The sequence below is a fragment of the Massilia sp. BGA-UO-ETr-WB1 genome (assembly GCF_059567845.1).
In genome coordinates this window covers 178,104-194,506 of the sequence record NZ_JCAQOT010000021.1, presented here as the reverse complement: position 1 = coordinate 194,506, position 16,403 = coordinate 178,104, and the positions used below count along the sequence as shown (strand labels likewise).

The window sequence follows — 16,403 nt, the reverse complement described above, 5'->3', positions numbered from 1 at the left end:
CCGCGCAGGACTGGGAGGAGTGCTCGATGTATGGGATCCAAGGTCGACTGACCTTGCTGTTCGTGGTGATAGTCACCCTGGTGCTGGGCATCTCCGGCACCTATGCGCAGTACAGCCTGAGCCACGAACTGGAAGTGAACAACCAGCGCCTGCGCCAGGGCGTGCTGACGCGCTTGCAGACCAGCTTGCCCTCCGCGCTGTGGGACCTGGACAAGGCCAAGGTGGACAACATCGTGGCCGCCGAAATGCTGCCGCCCGAGCTGGTGGCGATCCGCGTCTACGACACCTCGGTGGGCCTGTTCTCCGGCAAGCTGCGCAAGGAAAACGGCAGCGTCGGCCAGATCGAATCGGACCTGCCGGTGGGCGGCATGCCGGTGGTGGCCGACCTGGCCTACCGCGACGCCGGCGCGGCCGGCAACGCGCCCAAGCCCGTCATCGTGGGCCGGGTGGTGGTCAATTTCAGCCGCGCGCAGATGGACGCCACCTTGCGCAGCGAAGTGCAGCGCAAGGTGATCGAAGTGCTGCTGCTGGACTCCATCCTGGTGGCGGCGCTGGCGCTGAGCCTGCGCATCGTGTTCGACCCGCTCAAGCAGCTGCGCGACGGCTTGCACGACCTGGCCACGCGCGGCTCGGACGAGGTGGGCGAGCTGCCGGAAAACCGGCGCGACGAGCTGGGCCAGGTGATCCGCGGCTTCAACGCCATCCAGCGCCGCGTGAAGGCCATCATCGCCCGCACCCGCGAGGCCGAGGACGAGGCGCGCCGCGCGGCGCAGGAAACCGCCAAGGCGCTGGACGACCTGCGCCGCACCCAGGAGTCGCTGCTGCAGGCCGAGCGCCTGGCCTCGCTGGGCGGGCTGGTGGCCGGCGTGGCGCACGAGATCAACACCCCGGTGGGCATCGCGCTGACCAGCGCCTCGATCCTGGCCGAAGCGACCGAGAAGGTGCACCAGTCGGTGGCCGAGGGCGCCATCAAGAAATCGGAAATCCTGAAATACCTGGAGACGGCCAGCGAAAGCACCAAGCTCATCATGAACAACGCCTACCGCGCCGCGCACCTGATCCACAGCTTCAAGCAGATCGCGGTGGACCAGGTGAGCGAAGTGCGGCGCCGCTTCGAACTGCGCGAGTACATCGGCGAGGTGGTCTCCAGCCTGCAGCCCAAGCTGAAGAAAACCCATATCCAGGTGGACATCGACTGCCCGCCCGAGATCGTGCTGGACAGCTACCCGGGCGCGCTGGCCCAGGTCATCACCAACCTCACCCTGAACTGCGTGGAGCACGCCTTCGAGCCGGACGCCGAAGGCCGCATCGCCATCAACGTCAAGCTGGACGGCGACTGGGTGGAAATGCAGGTGGTGGACAATGGCAAAGGCATCCCGCCGGACATGCTGGACAAGGTGTTCGACCCCTTCGTCACCACGCGCCGGGGCCAGGGCGGCACCGGCCTGGGGCTGAACATCGTGTTCAACCTGATCGCCAAGCAGTTCGGCGGCACCATCACCGTGGCCAGCACGCTGGGGCAGGGCGCCAGCTTCGTGCTGCGCATTCCGCGCGTGACGCCGATCGAAGGCGAGGCGGGCGGCCGGCCGCACGCGGACGCGCCGCTGCATGCTTAAAAAGGCGTGAAACGCCCGCCACGCGCGCCGCAACTGCCGCATACTAGGGTTTTGCTGTAAAGGAGGCAACGATGGGGACACGCAGGCATATCGCCCTGTTGCGCGGCATTAACGTGGGGCGCGCCAAGCGCGTGGCCATGGCCGATTTGCGCAAGCTGGTTGCCGACCTGGGCTACGGCGACGTGCGCACCGTGCTCAACAGCGGTAACGTGGTCTACGACTGCCCGGCCGGCGCGGCCGCCGCCGATCCTGCCGAGGCCGCCACCCGCATCGAGGAAGCGCTGGTGCTCAAGCTGGGCGTGGGCGCGCGCGTGACGGTGCTGGACGCCGACCAGCTCGAGCACGTGGTGCAGGACAACAGCCTGCAGCCGGTGGCCGACGATCCGTCGCGCCTGCTGGTCGCCGTGCTGAACAATCCGGCCGACCGCGAACGGCTGCTGCCGCTGGCGCACCAGAGCTGGGAGCCGGAAGCGTTCGCGCTGGGGCGCTGGGCCGCCTACCTGTGGTGCGCGGACGGCATTTTGGCCAGCCGCGCCGCGGCCGCCATGGGCAATGTGCTGGGCGACGCCGTCACCACCCGCAACTGGACCACGATCAGCAAACTGCACGCGCTGGCCTGCCAACGGCAGGCTTGAATTCAAGGAGACGATGATGGCACTGGTGGAAGGCGAATTTGACGTCACGATGAGTCCCGAGCACATGTCGGTGGGCGCTTCCGGCTTCGGCCTGCGCCGCATGGTGCTCGACAAGCGCTACCACGGCGCGCTGGAGGCCAGCGGCAACGGCGAAATGCTCAGCTTCATGGGCGCCGCGCAAGGCTCGGCCGGCTACGTGGCGATGGAGCGGGTGGAAGGCACGCTGGACGGCCTGAGCGGCGGCTTCACCTTGCAGCACAACGGCATCATGGACCGCGGCCAGCCCAGCCTGAGCGTGCTGGTGGTGCCGGACTCGGGCAGCGGCGACTTGACCGGGCTGAGCGGCAAGCTGGACATCCGCATCGAAGACGGCAAGCACTTTTACACATTCGACTACGTGATCGCGGCGCTGCCCTAGCGTTTGCGCTACAATGGCGCCATTATTTGCTATACGGCAACAAAATGAACAAAGATCTCTACAAGGGCGTGCTGATCATGGCCGGCGTGCTGGTGGTGCTGGTGGTGGGCGGCTTTGCGCTGTCGGACAACGGCTTGCAGAAGGCGGGCTGCGTCGGCCGCGCCATCGGCAGCGGCATCTCGGTCGGCAATATCGCCTCGGTCTGCGGCCTGGGCCGTTGAGTAGCTAAGCAGCGCCGAAGCAGGCGGTGAACGCCTGGCGCGCCGGATGGTGCAGCACGTCGCCGCGCCACACCAGCATGGTCTGCACCAGCGCCGTCTCGGGCGGCAGCGCGTGGCAGCGGATGCTGCCGGCCAGCTGGCGCTGCTTCAACACTTCCTTCGGCATCAGCGCCACCCCCATGCCGGCCGCCACGCAGCCCAGTATCGCCTCGAAGGTGCCGAACTCGGAAATGCGCGTGGTGGCCACGTTGCTTTCCGCAAACCAGTTCTCCAGCCGCCGCCGGTAGGCGCAGCCGCTGCGGAACACCAGCAGCGCGCGCCGCGCCACGTCGCGCGGGCTGTGCACCGGGCCTTGCGCCGCATCGGTCAGCAGCACCAGCTCCTCCTCGAACACCGCCAGCTGCGCCAGCTCCGGCCGCAGCACCGGCGCGGCCACCAGCGCCACGTCCAGCTTGTGGTTGAGCACGGCGTGCACCAGCTGGTCGGTGGGCGCCGTTTCCAGCAGCAGGTCCACCTCCGGATGCTTGTTGTGGAAGGCCGCCAGCACCAGCGGCAGGCGCGCGGCGGCGGCGGTTTCCATGGCGCCGATGCGCAGCTGGCCGGAAGGCCGCTGGTCGCCGCGCACCGAGGCCTGCGCCTCGTCGGCCAAGGTCAGCAGGCGGTCGGTATAGGCCAGCAGGCGTTCGCCCTCGGCCGTGATCAGCAGGCGCCGGCCGGCGCGATGGAACAGCGGCACGCCCAGCCCGTCCTCCAGCTGCGCCAGCCGGGCGGACACGTTCGACTGCACGCGGTTGAGCCGCGCGGCGGCCTGCGTGACGCTGCCTTCCTCGGCCACGGCTTTGAAGATGCGGAGTGCGGACAATTCCATGGCGTTCTCAAAATGCGATAGGTGGAATCATTATTATTCATTTTTCTGGATATGCAAACCATCCTATAGTGAATCCATGAAAACCGCTACCACACCCTCGCGCGCTGTATTGCTGGCCTGCAGCTTCGCCTTCATCATCGTCCAGCTCGACGTCACCATCGTCAACGTCGCCTTGCCCCGCATGGGGCGGGAACTCGGCGCCAGCGTGGGCGGCCTGCAATGGGTGGTCGACGCCTACACCCTGGGATTTGCCGTGTTCCTGCTGTCGGCCGGCGTGCTGGGAGACAAGTTCGGCTCCCGCCGCGTGTTCCTGGCCGGCTTCTGGCTGTTCACGCTCGCCTCGGTGGCCTGCGCGGCCGCCACCGGCGCCATGATGCTCAACATTGCCCGCGCCGTGCAGGGCATAGGCGCCGCGCTGCTGGTGCCCAGTTCGCTCGCCATCCTGAACGCCAGCTACGCGCACGACAAGGTGCAGCTGGCCAAGGCCGTGGGCTGGTGGACGGCGGCCGGCGGCGTGTCGATTGCGCTGGGGCCGGTGCTGGGCGCGGTGCTGCTGGAGCTGGCCGGCTGGCGCAGCATCTTCTGGGTCAACATTCCGCTGTGCCTGGCGGGCGCCTGGCTCACGCTGCGCGCCGTGCCTGCCGCGGCCGGCAAAGACCCGCAGCGCGCCTTCGACATGCCGGGCCAGTTGCTGGCGGTGGTGGCGCTCACCGCCTTCATCGGCGCCGTCATCGAAGTGCACGCGCTGGGCTGGAGCCACGCGGTAGTGCAGGGCGGGCTGGCGCTGGCCGCGCTGGCGGGGGCGGTCTTCCTGTGGGTGGAAGCGCGCAGCAAGGCGCCCATGCTGCCGCTGGCGCTGTTCCGCAGCGCGGGCTTCAGCGGCGCGGTGGCCTTCGGCGTGCTGGTGAACTTCGCCTACTACGGCGTGATCTTCGTGCTGAGTTTTTACCTGCAGAGCATGCGCGGCTACACGGCCCTGGAGGCGGGCATGATCTTCCTGCCGCTGACGGGCACCTTCATCTTCTCCAACATCGCCAGCGGGCGCATGTCGGCGCGCACCGGCTTGCGGGCGCCCATGATCGTCGGCGCCTTGATAGGCGCCAGCGGCTACGCCTTGCTGGGCGTGTTCGGCATCTCAGGCGAGGCCGGCTTCTGGGCCATGCTGCCCGGCCTGGCCCTGATCCCGGCGGGCATGGGCCTGGCCGTGCCGGCCATGACGACCTCTATCCTGTCCAGCGTCGGCGCCGGCCAGGCCGGCACTGCCTCGGCGGTGCTGAACACCGCGCGCCAAGTGGGCGGCGCGCTCGGCGTGGCGGTCTATGGCGCCATGGTGGCCGCCGCCACCCCCGCCATGGCCATGACCGGCCTGCGCACCGCGATGGCGATTTCCGCCGCGCTGCTGCTGGCCGCCGCCACCATCGCCTGGCAGTGCGTGGCTGCACCCAAGCCTGTCCTGGCCGCGGCCAGCGCATGATCCGCCGCGGCGGCGCTCGGGCGCTTATGCGCCGCCGGCCTGGCGCTGGCGGAAGCTGGCGACTTTGTGGCGGTTGCCGCAGATCGCCATGCTGCACCAGCGCCTGCGGTGCGACTTGGTGCGGTCCACGAACCACATCGAGCATTCGGGGTTCTCGCAATGCTTCACCAGCGTAAAGTCGCCCGCCACCAGCTCTGCCGCCGACTCGGCCAGCGGCGCCAGCACCTGCTGCGCCGTATCGGCTGCATACACCGGCCGCAGCGCCAGCGCGCCATCCTCCCCGGCTGCCAGCGCCATATGGCGCCGCCCATGCGCCAGCGCCGCGTTCAATGCCGCCAGGTCCGCCCCATCCACTGCCAGCCCCGTCTTGCGCGCCGCCACCAGCCTGCGCACCAGCTCGCGCAGCGCGCGCGCGTGGTCCAATAAGCCAGGCAGCCCGGCCACCGCAGCAGCAGCCGTCGCAGTAGCCGCAGCAGCGCCGCCCGGCAAATACCCTGTGCGCACCAGCCAGTCCGCCACCTCGGCGCCGCTCTGCCAGCCATCCACCGCCGCCCCCTGCACCTGCATCACGGTATTGAGCAAGTCCAGCGCCGGGTGATCGCCCAGAAATTCCATCGTCATTCCATTCTCCGCAAGAGTGAATTCCAGTGTAACCACTAAAAATAAGTTTTACAAGTTTCAATTTTACGCTATTCTTGTAACCAGTAAAACGCAACTTAACCAGTTTCATCAACCGAAGGAGTCCACCATGTCGAAGCAAGCCACCTTCCGCACCGTTTCCGCCGACGGCGTCAACATCTTCTATCGCGAAGCCGGCGCGCCCGATGCGCCGGTGATGCTGCTGCTGCACGGCTTCCCCAGCTCCTCGCATATGTTCCGCGACCTGATACCGCTGCTGGCCACCAAGTACCGCGTCATCGCGCCGGACCTGCCGGGCTTCGGCTTCACCACCGTGCCCGCCGAACGCAATTACAGCTACACCTTCGACAAGCTGGCCGCCACCATGGAAGCCTTCGTGCAAGCGCTGGACGTGAAAAAATACGCGCTTTACGTGTTCGACTACGGCGCCCCGGTCGGCCTGCGCCTGGCCGCCGCCCACCCTGAACGCGTCACCGCGCTGGTCTCGCAGAACGGCAACGCCTACCTGGAAGGCCTGGGCGACGCCTGGCTGCCGATCAAGCAATACTGGGCCGAACCGGATGCGCACCGCGAAGCCATGCGCGGCTTCCTCACGCTGGACGCCACCAAATGGCAATACACGCACGGCGTCGCCAACCCGGACGCGGTGGCCCCGGAAGCCTACTACCTGGACGCCCTGCTGATGGAACGCCCCGGCAATGCCGAGATCCAGCTGGCGCTGTTCCTCGACTACGCGAACAACCTGCCGCTGTACCCCGTGTTCCAGCAATTCTTCCGCGGCACGCAAGTGCCGACGCTGGTCATCTGGGGCAAGCACGACCCGTTCTTCATCCCGCCCGGCGCCGAAGCCTACCGCCGCGACAACCCCAACGCGGTGGTGAAACTGCTGGACACCGGCCACTTCGCGCTTGAAACCCACGTGGAGGAAATCGCCGCCGAGATCCACACGCTGCTGGCGCGCGCCCTGGCGTAAGAGGGAGAGCCGGCCCCCGATCCCACCCACGGGGCCGGCTTGCGCTAGACTGGAGGTTGATTCAGTTTTCTCAACCAAAGTAAGACAATATGAAACGCTCCCTACCCGCGCTGCTGCTGGTCGCCGCCGCCATCGCCGGCTGTGCAGGCAGCAAGAATAAACCAACCCAGTCCCAATCCGAACCCGTCACCGACAATCCGCAGGTCCTGCTGCTGGGCGAAGTGCACGACAACCCCGACGGCCACAAGCTGCGCTACCAGCAGCTGTTCCGCCGCGTGGAAGCCGGCTGGCGTCCCGCCATCGCCATGGAGCAGTTCGACCGCGAAAACCAGGCCCTGCTCAGCAAGGCGCAAAAGGACTGCCGCGACGCGCAGTGCGTCATCCTGGTGATGGCCGGTCCGCGCTGGGACTGGGACCAGTACCGCCCCATCATCGACCTCGCGCTGCGCTACGACCTGCCGCTGATCGCCGCCAACCTGTCGCGCAAGGACGCCTCGGTGGTGGTGCGCGATGGCGTGGCCTCCAGCTTCGACGAGAAAACCGTGGCCCAGTACCGCCTGAAGGAAGCGCTGCCGGCCGACATCGTGCAGGGACAGCAGAAGGAAATCGTGGCAGGCCATTGCAATATGCTGCCGGACATGATGGTGCCCGGCATGGTCAACGCCCAGGTCGCGCGCGACATCTGGATGGCCAAGCTGCTGCGCGACCAGCAGCCGCGCGACGTGGTGCTCATCGCCGGCAACGGCCATGTGCGCAAGGACTACGGCGTGCCGCGCTGGCTCAACGCGGTGGAGCCCAGGCTCACCATCCGCAGCGTGGGCTACGTGGAGGCGGCGCCCGCGCCCGGCCTGTACGACGCCAGCTACACCGTGCCGAAGAAGCAGCGCCCCGACCCGTGCGCCAGCCTGAAGCCGAAATCGTAGATCATGACCGCCATGAGGAGGGCAGGATAATGGAAACCACCTACAAGGAAAGCGCGCCGACGCGCGCCGACATCGACGCGCTGACCGGGCCGGCGGTGCTGGAATTCGGCACCAACTGGTGCGGCTACTGCCGCGCCGCCCAGCCGCCGCTGGCGCAAGCCTACGCGGCCTACGAGCAGGTGCCGCACTACAAAGTGGAAGACGGGCCGGGACGCTTGCTGGGACGGTCCTTCCGCGTGAAGCTGTGGCCCACGCTGGTCTTCCTGCGCGACGGCAAAGAGGTCGCGCGCGTGGTGCGGCCCGAATCGGCCGACGAGATACGCGCAGGCTTCGCGGCCATCGAATCGGCATCCAGCGCGGCCGGGGACTAAGCCGCCCCACTGCACCGGCATGACATGATGCGTCCTTGGCGTTTTTCGCCGCCGGGACGTATCATGTGGCCCTCAGCAGGCCTGCCGCGCTTTCCACCGGAAGCCGGCTGCCCCCGCCGCAAACTGTACCTGGCACCATCCCCGCCCGTGCAGCGGCGCACTCCTTGCCGGCCATCCGCGCCGCTTGCCTGCCTGCGCCCGTCGTCCATCGCAAACAGGAGCAGTAATGAGTCAGCCTCACCCCGGCGCCCCCAAGGCCAATTCCCCCGCCACCGTCTTGTTCGCCAGCCTGATCGGCACCACCATCGAATTCTTCGACTTTTATATCTACGCGACCGCCGCCGTGCTGGTCTTCCCCAAGCTGTTCTTCCCGGCCGGCGACGCCGCCGCAGCCACCTTGCAGTCGCTGGCCACCTTCGCCATCGCCTTCTTCGCGCGCCCGGTCGGCTCGGCCGTTTTCGGCCACTTCGGCGACCGCATCGGCCGCAAGGCCACGCTGGTGGCGGCGCTGCTCACCATGGGCTTGTCCACCGTCGCCATCGGCCTGCTACCGACCTACGCCGCCATCGGCACCATGGCGCCGCTGCTGCTGGCGCTGTGCCGTTTCGGCCAGGGCCTGGGCCTGGGCGGCGAGTGGGGCGGCGCGGTGCTGCTGGCCACCGAGAACGCGCCGCCGGGCAAGCGTGCCTGGTATGGCATGTTCCCGCAGCTGGGCGCGCCGATCGGCTTCTTCCTGTCCGGCTCCATCTTCCTGGTGCTGACCCAGGTGCTGACCGACGAGCAGTTCTTCTCCTACGGCTGGCGCATCCCCTTCCTTTCCAGCGCGCTGCTGGTCGTCGTCGGCCTGTACGTGCGCCTGAAGATCACCGAAACGCCGGACTTCCAAAAAGTGCTGGACAAGGGCGGGCGCGTGAAGATCCCCGCCGTCACCGTGTTCCGCGACCACACCCGCATGCTGGTGCTGGGCACCCTGATGGCCATGGCCACCTTCGTGCTGTTCTACCTGATGACGGTGTTCACGCTGAGCTGGGGCACCACCGCGCTGGGCTACACCCGTAAGGACTTCCTGATCCTGCAACTGTTCTCGGTGGTGTTCTTCGGCCTCACCATCCCCGTTACCGCGCTGGTGGCGGACCGCTACGGCCGCCGCCTCACGCTGATCGTGGTGTCCGCGCTGATCATGGCCTTCGGCCTGGTGCTGGCGCCGCTGTTCGGCTCCGGCAGCACCATCGAAGTCACGCTGGCCATGTCGATCGGCCTGGGACTGATGGGCATGACCTACGGGCCGCTGGGCACCATGCTGTCCGAGCTGTTCCCGGCCGAGGTGCGCTACACCGGCGCCTCGCTGACGTTCAATCTGGCCGGCATCCTGGGCGCCTCGCTGGCGCCCTACGCCGCCACCTGGCTGGCCACGCACTACGGCTTGAGCTATGTCGGCTACTACCTCTCCACCGCAGCGGGCCTGAGCCTGGTCGCGCTGCTGCTGTGCCGCTCGCGCAACTGACGCGCCGCCGTGGCCGCGCGGCCACTACGTAGGTTGACGTATGTCGTAGTCATCCCTCAATGGTTAATCTCATGTCAATAGTGAACCACAACATGAGAGAGGCCTGGGATGATGAAGATACGAAAACGAGCGTTGTTGGCTGCACTCGCGGCGGCGGCGCCGATGCTGGCGCAGGCGGGCGCCACGATACCGATCGGCGAGGATAAATCCGTCAGCGTGGGCTTCGGCATGCGCGGCTCCTATTCCAGCATCGAGGACGGCGCGCCGAACGGCACGTCGCGCTCGAACGACCTGAACCTGGACAGCGCCCGCCTGTTCTTCGGCGCTTCGCTGAACAAGAACATCAAGGGCATGTTCAACACCGAGTGGGACGGCGACAAGATCCGCGTGCTGGACGCGGCCGGCCAGTTCGCCATCTCGCCCGAACTCAATATCTGGGCCGGCCGCCTGCTCTCGCCCAGCGACCGCGCCAACATGGCCGGGCCGTACTACTCGCTGGGCGGCGGCTACTGGGCCGGCGTCTCCTCCCGCTACGGCTATAACGGCGGCATCTTCCGCGGCCGCGACGACGGCGTGGTCGTGTGGGGCAATGTGCTGGAAGGCGGCAAGCTTGGTTACTCCTTCGGCGCCTTCGAAGGCCACACCTTCGGCATCGGCTCGCTGACCCAGAACCAGGCCAAGGCCGCCGGCGTGAAAACCTCCGACTCGCTGATGTACGCCGGCCGCGTGCAGTACGACTTCTGGGGCGCCGAGCCGGGCTACTACGGCACCGGCAACTACCTCGGCGGCAAGGACATCCTGGCCATCGGCGTGGCCGCGCGCCAGCAGAAGGACGGCGTGCTGACGGTGGCCGGCGTGGGCGACTACAGCGCCTGGAACGTGGACTTCCTGCTGGAGAAGCGCATTCCCGGCTCCGGCGCCTTCGCCATCGAAGCCGCTTACTACGATTACGACACCGACAACGTCATCAAGTCCGAGCAGGGCGAGGCCTGGTCGGCCGGCGCTTCCTACATCTTCGAGCAGGGCCTGGGCGCGGGCAAGCTGCAGCCCTTCGTGCGCTTCCAGAAGTTCACCCCCGACACCCGCCTCAACACGCGCCAGAGCGACGTCGGCGTGAACTACATCATCGACGGCTACAACGCGCAGGTCAGCGCCGTGTATTCGCGCACCAAGGTCGCGGCCGCGCCGGACCAGAACAAGCTTGTCGTCGCGCTGCAACTCCAATACTAAACACCACACTTAACGAGGACCGCCATGCAAACTCGCCGCACATTCATCGCCACCTTCACGCAGATCGCCGCCGGCGCCGCCATGCTGATGGGAGGCGTTTCCGCGCAGGCGGCCGACACCATCAAGGTCGGCATCCTGCATTCGCTGTCGGGCACCATGGCCATTTCGGAAACGTCGCTCAAGGACGTGGCCCTGATGACCATCGACGAAATCAACGCCAACGGCGGCGTGCTGGGCAAGAAGCTGGAAGCCGTGGTGGTGGACCCGGCCTCCAACTGGCCGCTGTTCGCCGAGAAGGCGCGCCAGCTGATCGCCAAGGACAAGGTGGCCGCCGTCTTCGGCTGCTGGACCTCGGTGTCGCGCAAGTCCGTGCTGCCGGTGTTCAAAGAGCTGAACAGCATCCTGTACTACCCGGTGCAGTATGAAGGCGAAGAGCTGGAGAAGAACGTGTTCTACACCGGCGCCGCGCCCAACCAGCAGGCCATTCCCGCCGTGGAGTACCTGATGAGCAAGGACGGCGGCGCCGCCAAGCGCTTCGTCCTGCTGGGCACAGACTACGTGTACCCGCGCACCACCAACAAGATCCTGCGCGCCTTCCTGAAGAGCAAAGGCGTGAAGGACAGCGACATCGACGAGGTCTACACCCCGTTCGGCCATTCGGACTACCAGACCATCGTCGCCAACATCAAGAAGTTCTCGGCCGGCGGCAAGACGGCGGTAATCTCCACCATCAACGGCGACTCCAACGTGCCGTTCTACAAAGAGCTGGGCAACGCGGGGCTGAAAGCGACGGACGTGCCGGTGGTGGCGTTCTCGGTGGGCGAGGAGGAGCTGCGCGGCGTGGACACCAAGCCGCTGCTGGGTCACCTGGCGGCGTGGAACTACTTTGAATCGGTGAAGAACCCGGTCAATTCGGAGTTCATCAAGAAGTGGAAAGCCTACGCCGTGGCCAAGAAGCTGCCCAACGCGAACACCGTGGTGACCAACGACCCGATGGAAGCGACCTACGTCGGCATCCACATGTGGAAGCAGGCGGTGGAAAAGGCCGGCACCACGGACACCGACAAGGTGATCGCCGCGATGGCCGGCCAGAGCTTCAAGGCGCCGTCCGGCTTCACCCTGACCATGGACGCGACCAACCACCACCTGCACAAGCCGGTGATGATAGGCGAAATCAAGGGCGACGGGCAGTTCAGCGTGGTGTGGAAGACCAAGGCCCCGCTGCGCGCCCAGCCATGGAGTCCCTTCATCAAGGGTAACGAAGGCAAGCAGAAGATGTGATGAAGATGACGACCGCGACTCTTAAAGTGGCGCGGCGCGCGGTCGTCGCGGCTGCGCTCTGCCTGCAAGCCCTGGCGGCGCATGCCGCCATCGATCCGGCGCTGCTGCAGCCGCTGGCCGGCGACGATCCGGACGCCCGCATCGAAGCGGTGGGCAGGATCGCCGCGCTGGCGGACGCGGACGCGCTCAAGGTGCTGCAAGCGCTGAACGGCGACACGCTGTACGCCACGCCGGACGGCGCCATCCTGGTCGTCGACGGCGACAAGGCCTGGAACCCCGCCACCGGCGCCACCGGCCCGGTGCCGGACGGCGTGGACGGCGTGGTCGTCAACAACCGCCTGCGCGGCGCGGTGGAGGGTGCGCTGTCCGGCATGGCGCTGCTGTCGCCGCAGCGCGAACAGCGCCTGGCCGCGGCGCTCCAGCTGCAAGCCAAATCCGCCGACCCGGCGCAAGCGCCGCTGATACGCAAGGCCTACGCGCTGGAGCGGGACGCGGACATCAAGGCCATACTGCAAACCCTGGTCGCCACCGCCGACCTGCAGTCGCCCGACGCGGCCGTGCGCCGCGCCGCAGTGGCCAGCCTGGCCGACAGCGGCGGCGCCGCGCTGCGTCCCGTGCTGCAAGCCATGCTGGTGCAGGACGGCGGCAGCTTCGCCGAGCCGGACGCCTCGGTGCGCACCGCCGCCGTGGACGCGCTGAGCCGCATCGACAGCCGCATCGCCCGCACCGAATTCGTCGGCAACCTGTTCTATGGCGTGTCGCTGGGCAGCGTGCTGCTGCTGGCCGCGCTCGGCCTGGCCATCACTTTCGGCCTGATGGGCATCATCAACATGGCGCATGGCGAGCTGCTGATGATAGGCGCTTACACCACATACTTGTGCCAGTCGCTGTTCCGCAAGTACTTCCCGGACGCGCTGGACTGGTACCTGGCCGCCGCGCTGCCCGCCGCCTTCCTCGTCGCGTTCACCGTCGGCGTGGCGCTGGAGCGCACGGTGATCCGCTGGCTCTACGGGCGGCCGCTGGAAACCCTGCTGGCCACCTGGGGCATCAGCCTCATGCTGATGCAGCTGGTGCGCACCATCTTCGGCGCGCAGAACGTGGAAGTGGCCAACCCGTCGTGGATGTCCGGCGGCGTCACCGTGCTTGGTTCGCTGGTGCTGTCGTACAACCGCATCGCCATCATTGTATTCGCCATCATCGTGGTGGTGGCGGTGTGGCTGATCCTGAACAAGACCCGCCTCGGCCTGTTCGTGCGCGCCGTGATGCAGAACCGCCGCATGGCCGACTGCGTGGGCGTGCCCACCGGCCGCATCGACATGATGACCTTCGGCCTGGGTTCCGGCATCGCCGGCCTGGGCGGCGTGGCGCTGTCCCAGCTTGGCAACGTGGGGCCGGACCTGGGCCAGGCCTACATCGTGGACTCCTTCATGGTGGTGGTGCTGGGCGGCGTGGGCCAACTGGCCGGCACCGTGATCGCCGCGCTGGGCCTGGGCGAAGTGAACAAATTCCTCGAACCGCTGGCGGGCGCCGTCATGGCCAAGATCTCCATCCTCGTGTTCATCATCATTTTCATCCAGCGCCGGCCGCAGGGGCTGTTCGCGATGAAAGGCAGGAGCGTCGAATGAGAACCGCCTTGTATTCCCCGCGCGCCTGGACCGCGATCTGCGTTGTGGTGGCGCTGGCCGCGCTGCTGCCGCTGCTGAACCTCGCCTTCCCGCCGGGCCATGCGCTGCACGTGTCCAGCTATGCCATGGGCCTGGTCGGCAAATTCATGTGCTACGCGCTGGCCGCGCTGGCGCTGGACCTGGTGTGGGGCTACACCGGCATCCTGTCGCTGGGCCACGGCGTGTTCTTCGCGCTGGGCGCCTACGCGCACGGCATGTACCTGATGCGCGCCATCGGCCGCGACGGCGTCTACCAAAGCACGCTGCCGGATTTCATGGTCTTCCTCGACTGGAAAACCTATCCCTGGTACTGGTCGATGACGGACAATTTCTGGTACTGCATGGCGCTGGTGGTACTGGTGCCGGGCGTGCTGGCCTTCGTGTTCGGCTACTTCGCCTTCCGCTCACGCATCAAGGGCGTGTACTTCTCCATCATCACGCAAGCCATGACCTACGCCTTCATGCTGCTGTTCTTCCGCAACGACACCGGCTTCGGCGGCAACAACGGCTTCACCGACTTCAAGCGCATCCTCGGCTTCAGCGTCACCGCGCCGGGCACCAAGGCGGTGCTCTACCTCGTCACGCTGGGCTTCCTGGTCGGCGCGCTGCTGCTGTGCCGCTGGATCGTCACCTCCAAACTGGGCCGCGTGCTGCAAGCGGTGCGCGACTCCGAATCGCGGCTCATGTTCATCGGCTACAACCCGCTGTGGTTCAAGCTCTTCGTGTGGACCTTGTCGGCGGTGCTGTGCGGCATAGCGGGCGCGCTGTACGTGCCGCAAGTGGGCATCATCAACCCGTCCGAAATGTCGCCTGCGAATTCGATCGAGATGGTGATCTGGGCGGCGGTGGGCGGACGCGGCACGCTGGTCGGCCCCATCATCGGCGCTTTCACCGTGAACGGCCTGAAAAGCTGGTTCACCGCCGCCTTCCCGGACCTGTGGCTGTTCGCGTTGGGCCTGCTGTTCATCCTGGTCACGCTGTTCATGCAGAAGGGCATACTCGGCCTGGTGGAGAAGCTGAAACGCGGCGCGCCCGAGCCAGAACCTGCGCCTGAACCTGATGCGGCGCCGGCGCCGGCCGCCGCGCCAGCCAAGGAGGCAGCATGACAGTCAAACGCGAAGGCCTGGACACGGAACACGGCATCATCCTCTACCTGGACGACATCACCGTGTCCTTCGACGGCTTCAAGGCGCTCAATAAATTGAGCCTGAATATCGGGGTCGGGGAGCTGCGCTGCATCATCGGCCCCAACGGCGCGGGCAAGACCACCATGATGGACGTCATCACCGGCAAGACGCGGCCCACCTCCGGCAGCGCCTTCTTCGGCCAGAATTACGACCTGGCCGGCATGACCGAATACGACATCGCCCACGCGGGCATAGGCCGCAAGTTCCAGCGCCCCACCGTGTTCGAGCAGCACACGGTGTTCGAGAACCTGGAGCTGGCCGCCAAGATGGACAAGCGCGTGCGCCCCACGCTGTTTGCGCGCCTGAGTTCCGAACAGCGCGACAAGATCGCCGAGATCCTGCGCCTGATCCGGCTCAACGGGCAGGAAGAGCGCCTGGCGGGGCTGCTGTCGCACGGCCAGAAGCAGTGGCTGGAGATCGGCATGCTGCTGATGCAGGAGCCGCAGCTGATCCTGCTGGACGAACCGGTGGCCGGCATGTCGGACGCGGAAACCGCGCGCACCGCCGAGCTGCTGAACGAGTTGCGCGGCAAGCACTCCATCATGGTGGTGGAGCACGACATGGGCTTTGTCGCCGAGATCGCGCAGCAGGGCGAGGTGACGGTGCTGCATGAAGGATCGGTGCTGGCGCAGGGCCGCATGGACCAGGTGCAGGCCGACGAACGCGTGATTGAAGTCTATCTGGGACGCTAGGGAGCCATATGCTGCAAGTCGAACAAGTGAACCAGTACTACGGCTCGTCGCACACGCTGCGCGGCGTGTCGCTGTCGGTGGAGAAAGGCGAGTGCCTGACGCTGCTGGGGCGTAACGGCGTGGGCAAGACCACGCTGCTCAAATGCCTGACCGGCGTGCTGCCGGTGGCGCGCGGCAAGGTGACGTTCAACGGGCGCGACATCACGCGCCTCAAGCCGCACCAGCGCGCGGCGGCGGGCATCGCCTATGTGCCGCAGGGGCGGGAGATCTTTGCGCGGCTCACGGTGGAAGAGAATCTGCTGATGGGCATGGCCACCTTGTCGCGGCGCGAGGCGACCACCATCAGCGGGGAGGTGTACGAGCTGTTCCCGGTGCTGAAGGAGATGCTGGGGCGCAGGGGAGGGGATCTGTCGGGCGGGCAGCAGCAGCAGCTGGCCATCGCGCGCGCCATGCTGGCCAGGCCGAAGCTGATTATCCTGGACGAACCCACCGAGGGCATACAGCCGTCCATCATCAAGGACATCGAGCGGGTGATACGGCTGCTGCGGCAGCGCGGGGATATCGGCATCCTGCTGTGCGAGCAGTATTTCGATTTTGCGCGCGCGCTGGCGGACAAGTTCGTGGTGCTGTCGCGCGGGGAGGTGGTGGCCTGCGGCGCGCCGGAGGAGATGGACAGCGAGGACGTGCGGCGGCATCTGGCGGTGTAG

The 16,403-nt window shown here is 66.9% G+C and carries 17 protein-coding genes; 15 read left to right on the top strand and 2 right to left on the bottom strand.

Translation table 11 applies throughout. The features are described from left to right. Positions 1–26: 26 nt before the first annotated feature. The 4 genes from AC56DV_RS05540 (at position 27) to AC56DV_RS05525 (ending at position 2,890) form a co-directional block, all read left to right on the top strand. Complete coding sequence (locus AC56DV_RS05540) at positions 27–1,616, top strand: sensor histidine kinase (protein WP_496313306.1); 1,590 nt, start codon at positions 27–29, stop codon at positions 1,614–1,616. Between the two features lie 71 nt (positions 1,617–1,687). Continuing rightward, complete coding sequence (locus tag AC56DV_RS05535) at positions 1,688–2,251, top strand: DUF1697 domain-containing protein (protein WP_496313305.1); 564 nt, start codon at positions 1,688–1,690, stop codon at positions 2,249–2,251. 13 nt (positions 2,252–2,264) lie between these two features. Next, positions 2,265–2,669 (top strand): DUF3224 domain-containing protein, encoded by a 405-nt coding sequence (locus AC56DV_RS05530; RefSeq protein WP_496313304.1) that lies wholly within the window; start codon positions 2,265–2,267, stop codon positions 2,667–2,669. 44 nt (positions 2,670–2,713) lie between these two features. Continuing rightward, positions 2,714–2,890: a hypothetical protein gene (locus tag AC56DV_RS05525; RefSeq protein WP_496313303.1), complete on the top strand. Its 177-nt coding sequence runs from the start codon at positions 2,714–2,716 to the stop codon at positions 2,888–2,890. Positions 2,891–2,894: 4 nt separating this feature from the next. Here AC56DV_RS05525 and AC56DV_RS05520 read toward each other — a convergent pair whose 3' ends face one another. Continuing rightward, complete coding sequence (locus AC56DV_RS05520; protein WP_496313302.1) at positions 2,895–3,758, bottom strand: LysR family transcriptional regulator; 864 nt, start codon at positions 3,756–3,758, stop codon at positions 2,895–2,897. A gap of 76 nt (positions 3,759–3,834) precedes the next feature. On the opposite strand from AC56DV_RS05520, the gene AC56DV_RS05515 reads away from it, so the two are divergent. Continuing rightward, on the top strand, positions 3,835–5,232 hold the full coding sequence (locus AC56DV_RS05515; RefSeq protein WP_496313301.1) for an MFS transporter: 1,398 nt from the start codon (positions 3,835–3,837) through the stop codon (positions 5,230–5,232). A 24-nt stretch (positions 5,233–5,256) separates the two neighbouring features. Here the strand turns inward: AC56DV_RS05515 and AC56DV_RS05510 are convergent, their stop codons facing one another. Beyond that, positions 5,257–5,853 carry a CGNR zinc finger domain-containing protein gene (locus AC56DV_RS05510; protein WP_496313300.1) on the bottom strand — a complete coding sequence of 199 codons (597 nt, stop codon included), beginning with the start codon at positions 5,851–5,853 and terminating at the stop codon, positions 5,257–5,259. A gap of 127 nt (positions 5,854–5,980) precedes the next feature. Between AC56DV_RS05510 and AC56DV_RS05505 the strand changes: the two genes are divergently transcribed. From AC56DV_RS05505 to urtE, 10 genes are all read left to right on the top strand, one after another. Next, entirely contained in the window at positions 5,981–6,844 is an 864-nt protein-coding gene (locus AC56DV_RS05505) for an alpha/beta fold hydrolase (RefSeq protein WP_496313299.1), read from the top strand. 89 nt (positions 6,845–6,933) lie between these two features. Then, a complete protein-coding gene (locus AC56DV_RS05500; protein WP_496313298.1) occupies positions 6,934–7,767 on the top strand; it encodes a ChaN family lipoprotein in 834 nt (277 codons plus the stop codon). 29 nt (positions 7,768–7,796) lie between these two features. Further along, positions 7,797–8,138 (top strand): thioredoxin family protein, encoded by a 342-nt coding sequence (locus AC56DV_RS05495; protein ID WP_496313297.1) that lies wholly within the window; start codon positions 7,797–7,799, stop codon positions 8,136–8,138. Between the two features lie 226 nt (positions 8,139–8,364). Continuing rightward, a complete protein-coding gene (locus AC56DV_RS05490) occupies positions 8,365–9,642 on the top strand; it encodes an MFS transporter (RefSeq protein WP_496313296.1) in 1,278 nt (425 codons plus the stop codon). Between the two features lie 135 nt (positions 9,643–9,777). Beyond that, positions 9,778–10,872: a porin gene (locus tag AC56DV_RS05485; protein ID WP_496313295.1), complete on the top strand. Its 1,095-nt coding sequence runs from the start codon at positions 9,778–9,780 to the stop codon at positions 10,870–10,872. A gap of 81 nt (positions 10,873–10,953) precedes the next feature. Further along, entirely contained in the window at positions 10,954–12,153 is a 1,200-nt protein-coding gene (gene urtA / locus AC56DV_RS05480; protein WP_496313823.1) for an urea ABC transporter substrate-binding protein, read from the top strand. A gap of 5 nt (positions 12,154–12,158) precedes the next feature. Continuing rightward, positions 12,159–13,778, top strand: a complete 1,620-nt coding sequence (gene urtB, locus AC56DV_RS05475) for an urea ABC transporter permease subunit UrtB (RefSeq protein ID WP_496313822.1) — start codon at positions 12,159–12,161, stop codon at positions 13,776–13,778. After that, positions 13,775–14,923, top strand: coding sequence for an urea ABC transporter permease subunit UrtC (gene urtC, locus AC56DV_RS05470; protein WP_496313294.1), 1,149 nt, complete (start codon positions 13,775–13,777; stop codon positions 14,921–14,923). The genes urtB and urtC overlap by 4 nt, the downstream gene beginning before the upstream one ends. Further along, positions 14,920–15,696: an urea ABC transporter ATP-binding protein UrtD gene (gene urtD, locus AC56DV_RS05465; RefSeq protein WP_496313293.1), complete on the top strand. Its 777-nt coding sequence runs from the start codon at positions 14,920–14,922 to the stop codon at positions 15,694–15,696. Before urtC ends, urtD begins: the two co-directional genes overlap by 4 nt. Positions 15,697–15,704: 8 nt before the next feature. Continuing rightward, positions 15,705–16,403, top strand: coding sequence for an urea ABC transporter ATP-binding subunit UrtE (urtE, locus tag AC56DV_RS05460; RefSeq protein ID WP_496313292.1), 699 nt, complete (start codon positions 15,705–15,707; stop codon positions 16,401–16,403).

Excerpts from the sequence above, each read along its gene's own strand:
- AC56DV_RS05540 (WP_496313306.1), top strand. The coding sequence starts at position 27 with ATGTATGGGATCCAAGGTCGACTGACCTTGCTGTTCGTGGTGATAGTC.
- AC56DV_RS05535 (WP_496313305.1), top strand. The coding sequence starts at position 1,688 with ATGGGGACACGCAGGCATATCGCCCTGTTGCGCGGCATTAACGTGGGG.
- AC56DV_RS05530 (WP_496313304.1), top strand. The coding sequence starts at position 2,265 with ATGATGGCACTGGTGGAAGGCGAATTTGACGTCACGATGAGTCCCGAG.
- AC56DV_RS05525 (WP_496313303.1), top strand. The coding sequence starts at position 2,714 with ATGAACAAAGATCTCTACAAGGGCGTGCTGATCATGGCCGGCGTGCTG.
- AC56DV_RS05520 (WP_496313302.1), bottom strand. The coding sequence starts at position 3,758 with ATGGAATTGTCCGCACTCCGCATCTTCAAAGCCGTGGCCGAGGAAGGC.
- AC56DV_RS05515 (WP_496313301.1), top strand. The coding sequence starts at position 3,835 with ATGAAAACCGCTACCACACCCTCGCGCGCTGTATTGCTGGCCTGCAGC.
- AC56DV_RS05510 (WP_496313300.1), bottom strand. The coding sequence starts at position 5,853 with ATGACGATGGAATTTCTGGGCGATCACCCGGCGCTGGACTTGCTCAAT.
- AC56DV_RS05505 (WP_496313299.1), top strand. The coding sequence starts at position 5,981 with ATGTCGAAGCAAGCCACCTTCCGCACCGTTTCCGCCGACGGCGTCAAC.
- AC56DV_RS05500 (WP_496313298.1), top strand. The coding sequence starts at position 6,934 with ATGAAACGCTCCCTACCCGCGCTGCTGCTGGTCGCCGCCGCCATCGCC.
- AC56DV_RS05495 (WP_496313297.1), top strand. The coding sequence starts at position 7,797 with ATGGAAACCACCTACAAGGAAAGCGCGCCGACGCGCGCCGACATCGAC.
- AC56DV_RS05490 (WP_496313296.1), top strand. The coding sequence starts at position 8,365 with ATGAGTCAGCCTCACCCCGGCGCCCCCAAGGCCAATTCCCCCGCCACC.
- urtA (WP_496313823.1), top strand. The coding sequence starts at position 10,954 with ATGCTGATGGGAGGCGTTTCCGCGCAGGCGGCCGACACCATCAAGGTC.
- urtB (WP_496313822.1), top strand. The coding sequence starts at position 12,159 with ATGACGACCGCGACTCTTAAAGTGGCGCGGCGCGCGGTCGTCGCGGCT.
- urtC (WP_496313294.1), top strand. The coding sequence starts at position 13,775 with ATGAGAACCGCCTTGTATTCCCCGCGCGCCTGGACCGCGATCTGCGTT.
- urtD (WP_496313293.1), top strand. The coding sequence starts at position 14,920 with ATGACAGTCAAACGCGAAGGCCTGGACACGGAACACGGCATCATCCTC.
- urtE (WP_496313292.1), top strand. The coding sequence starts at position 15,705 with ATGCTGCAAGTCGAACAAGTGAACCAGTACTACGGCTCGTCGCACACG.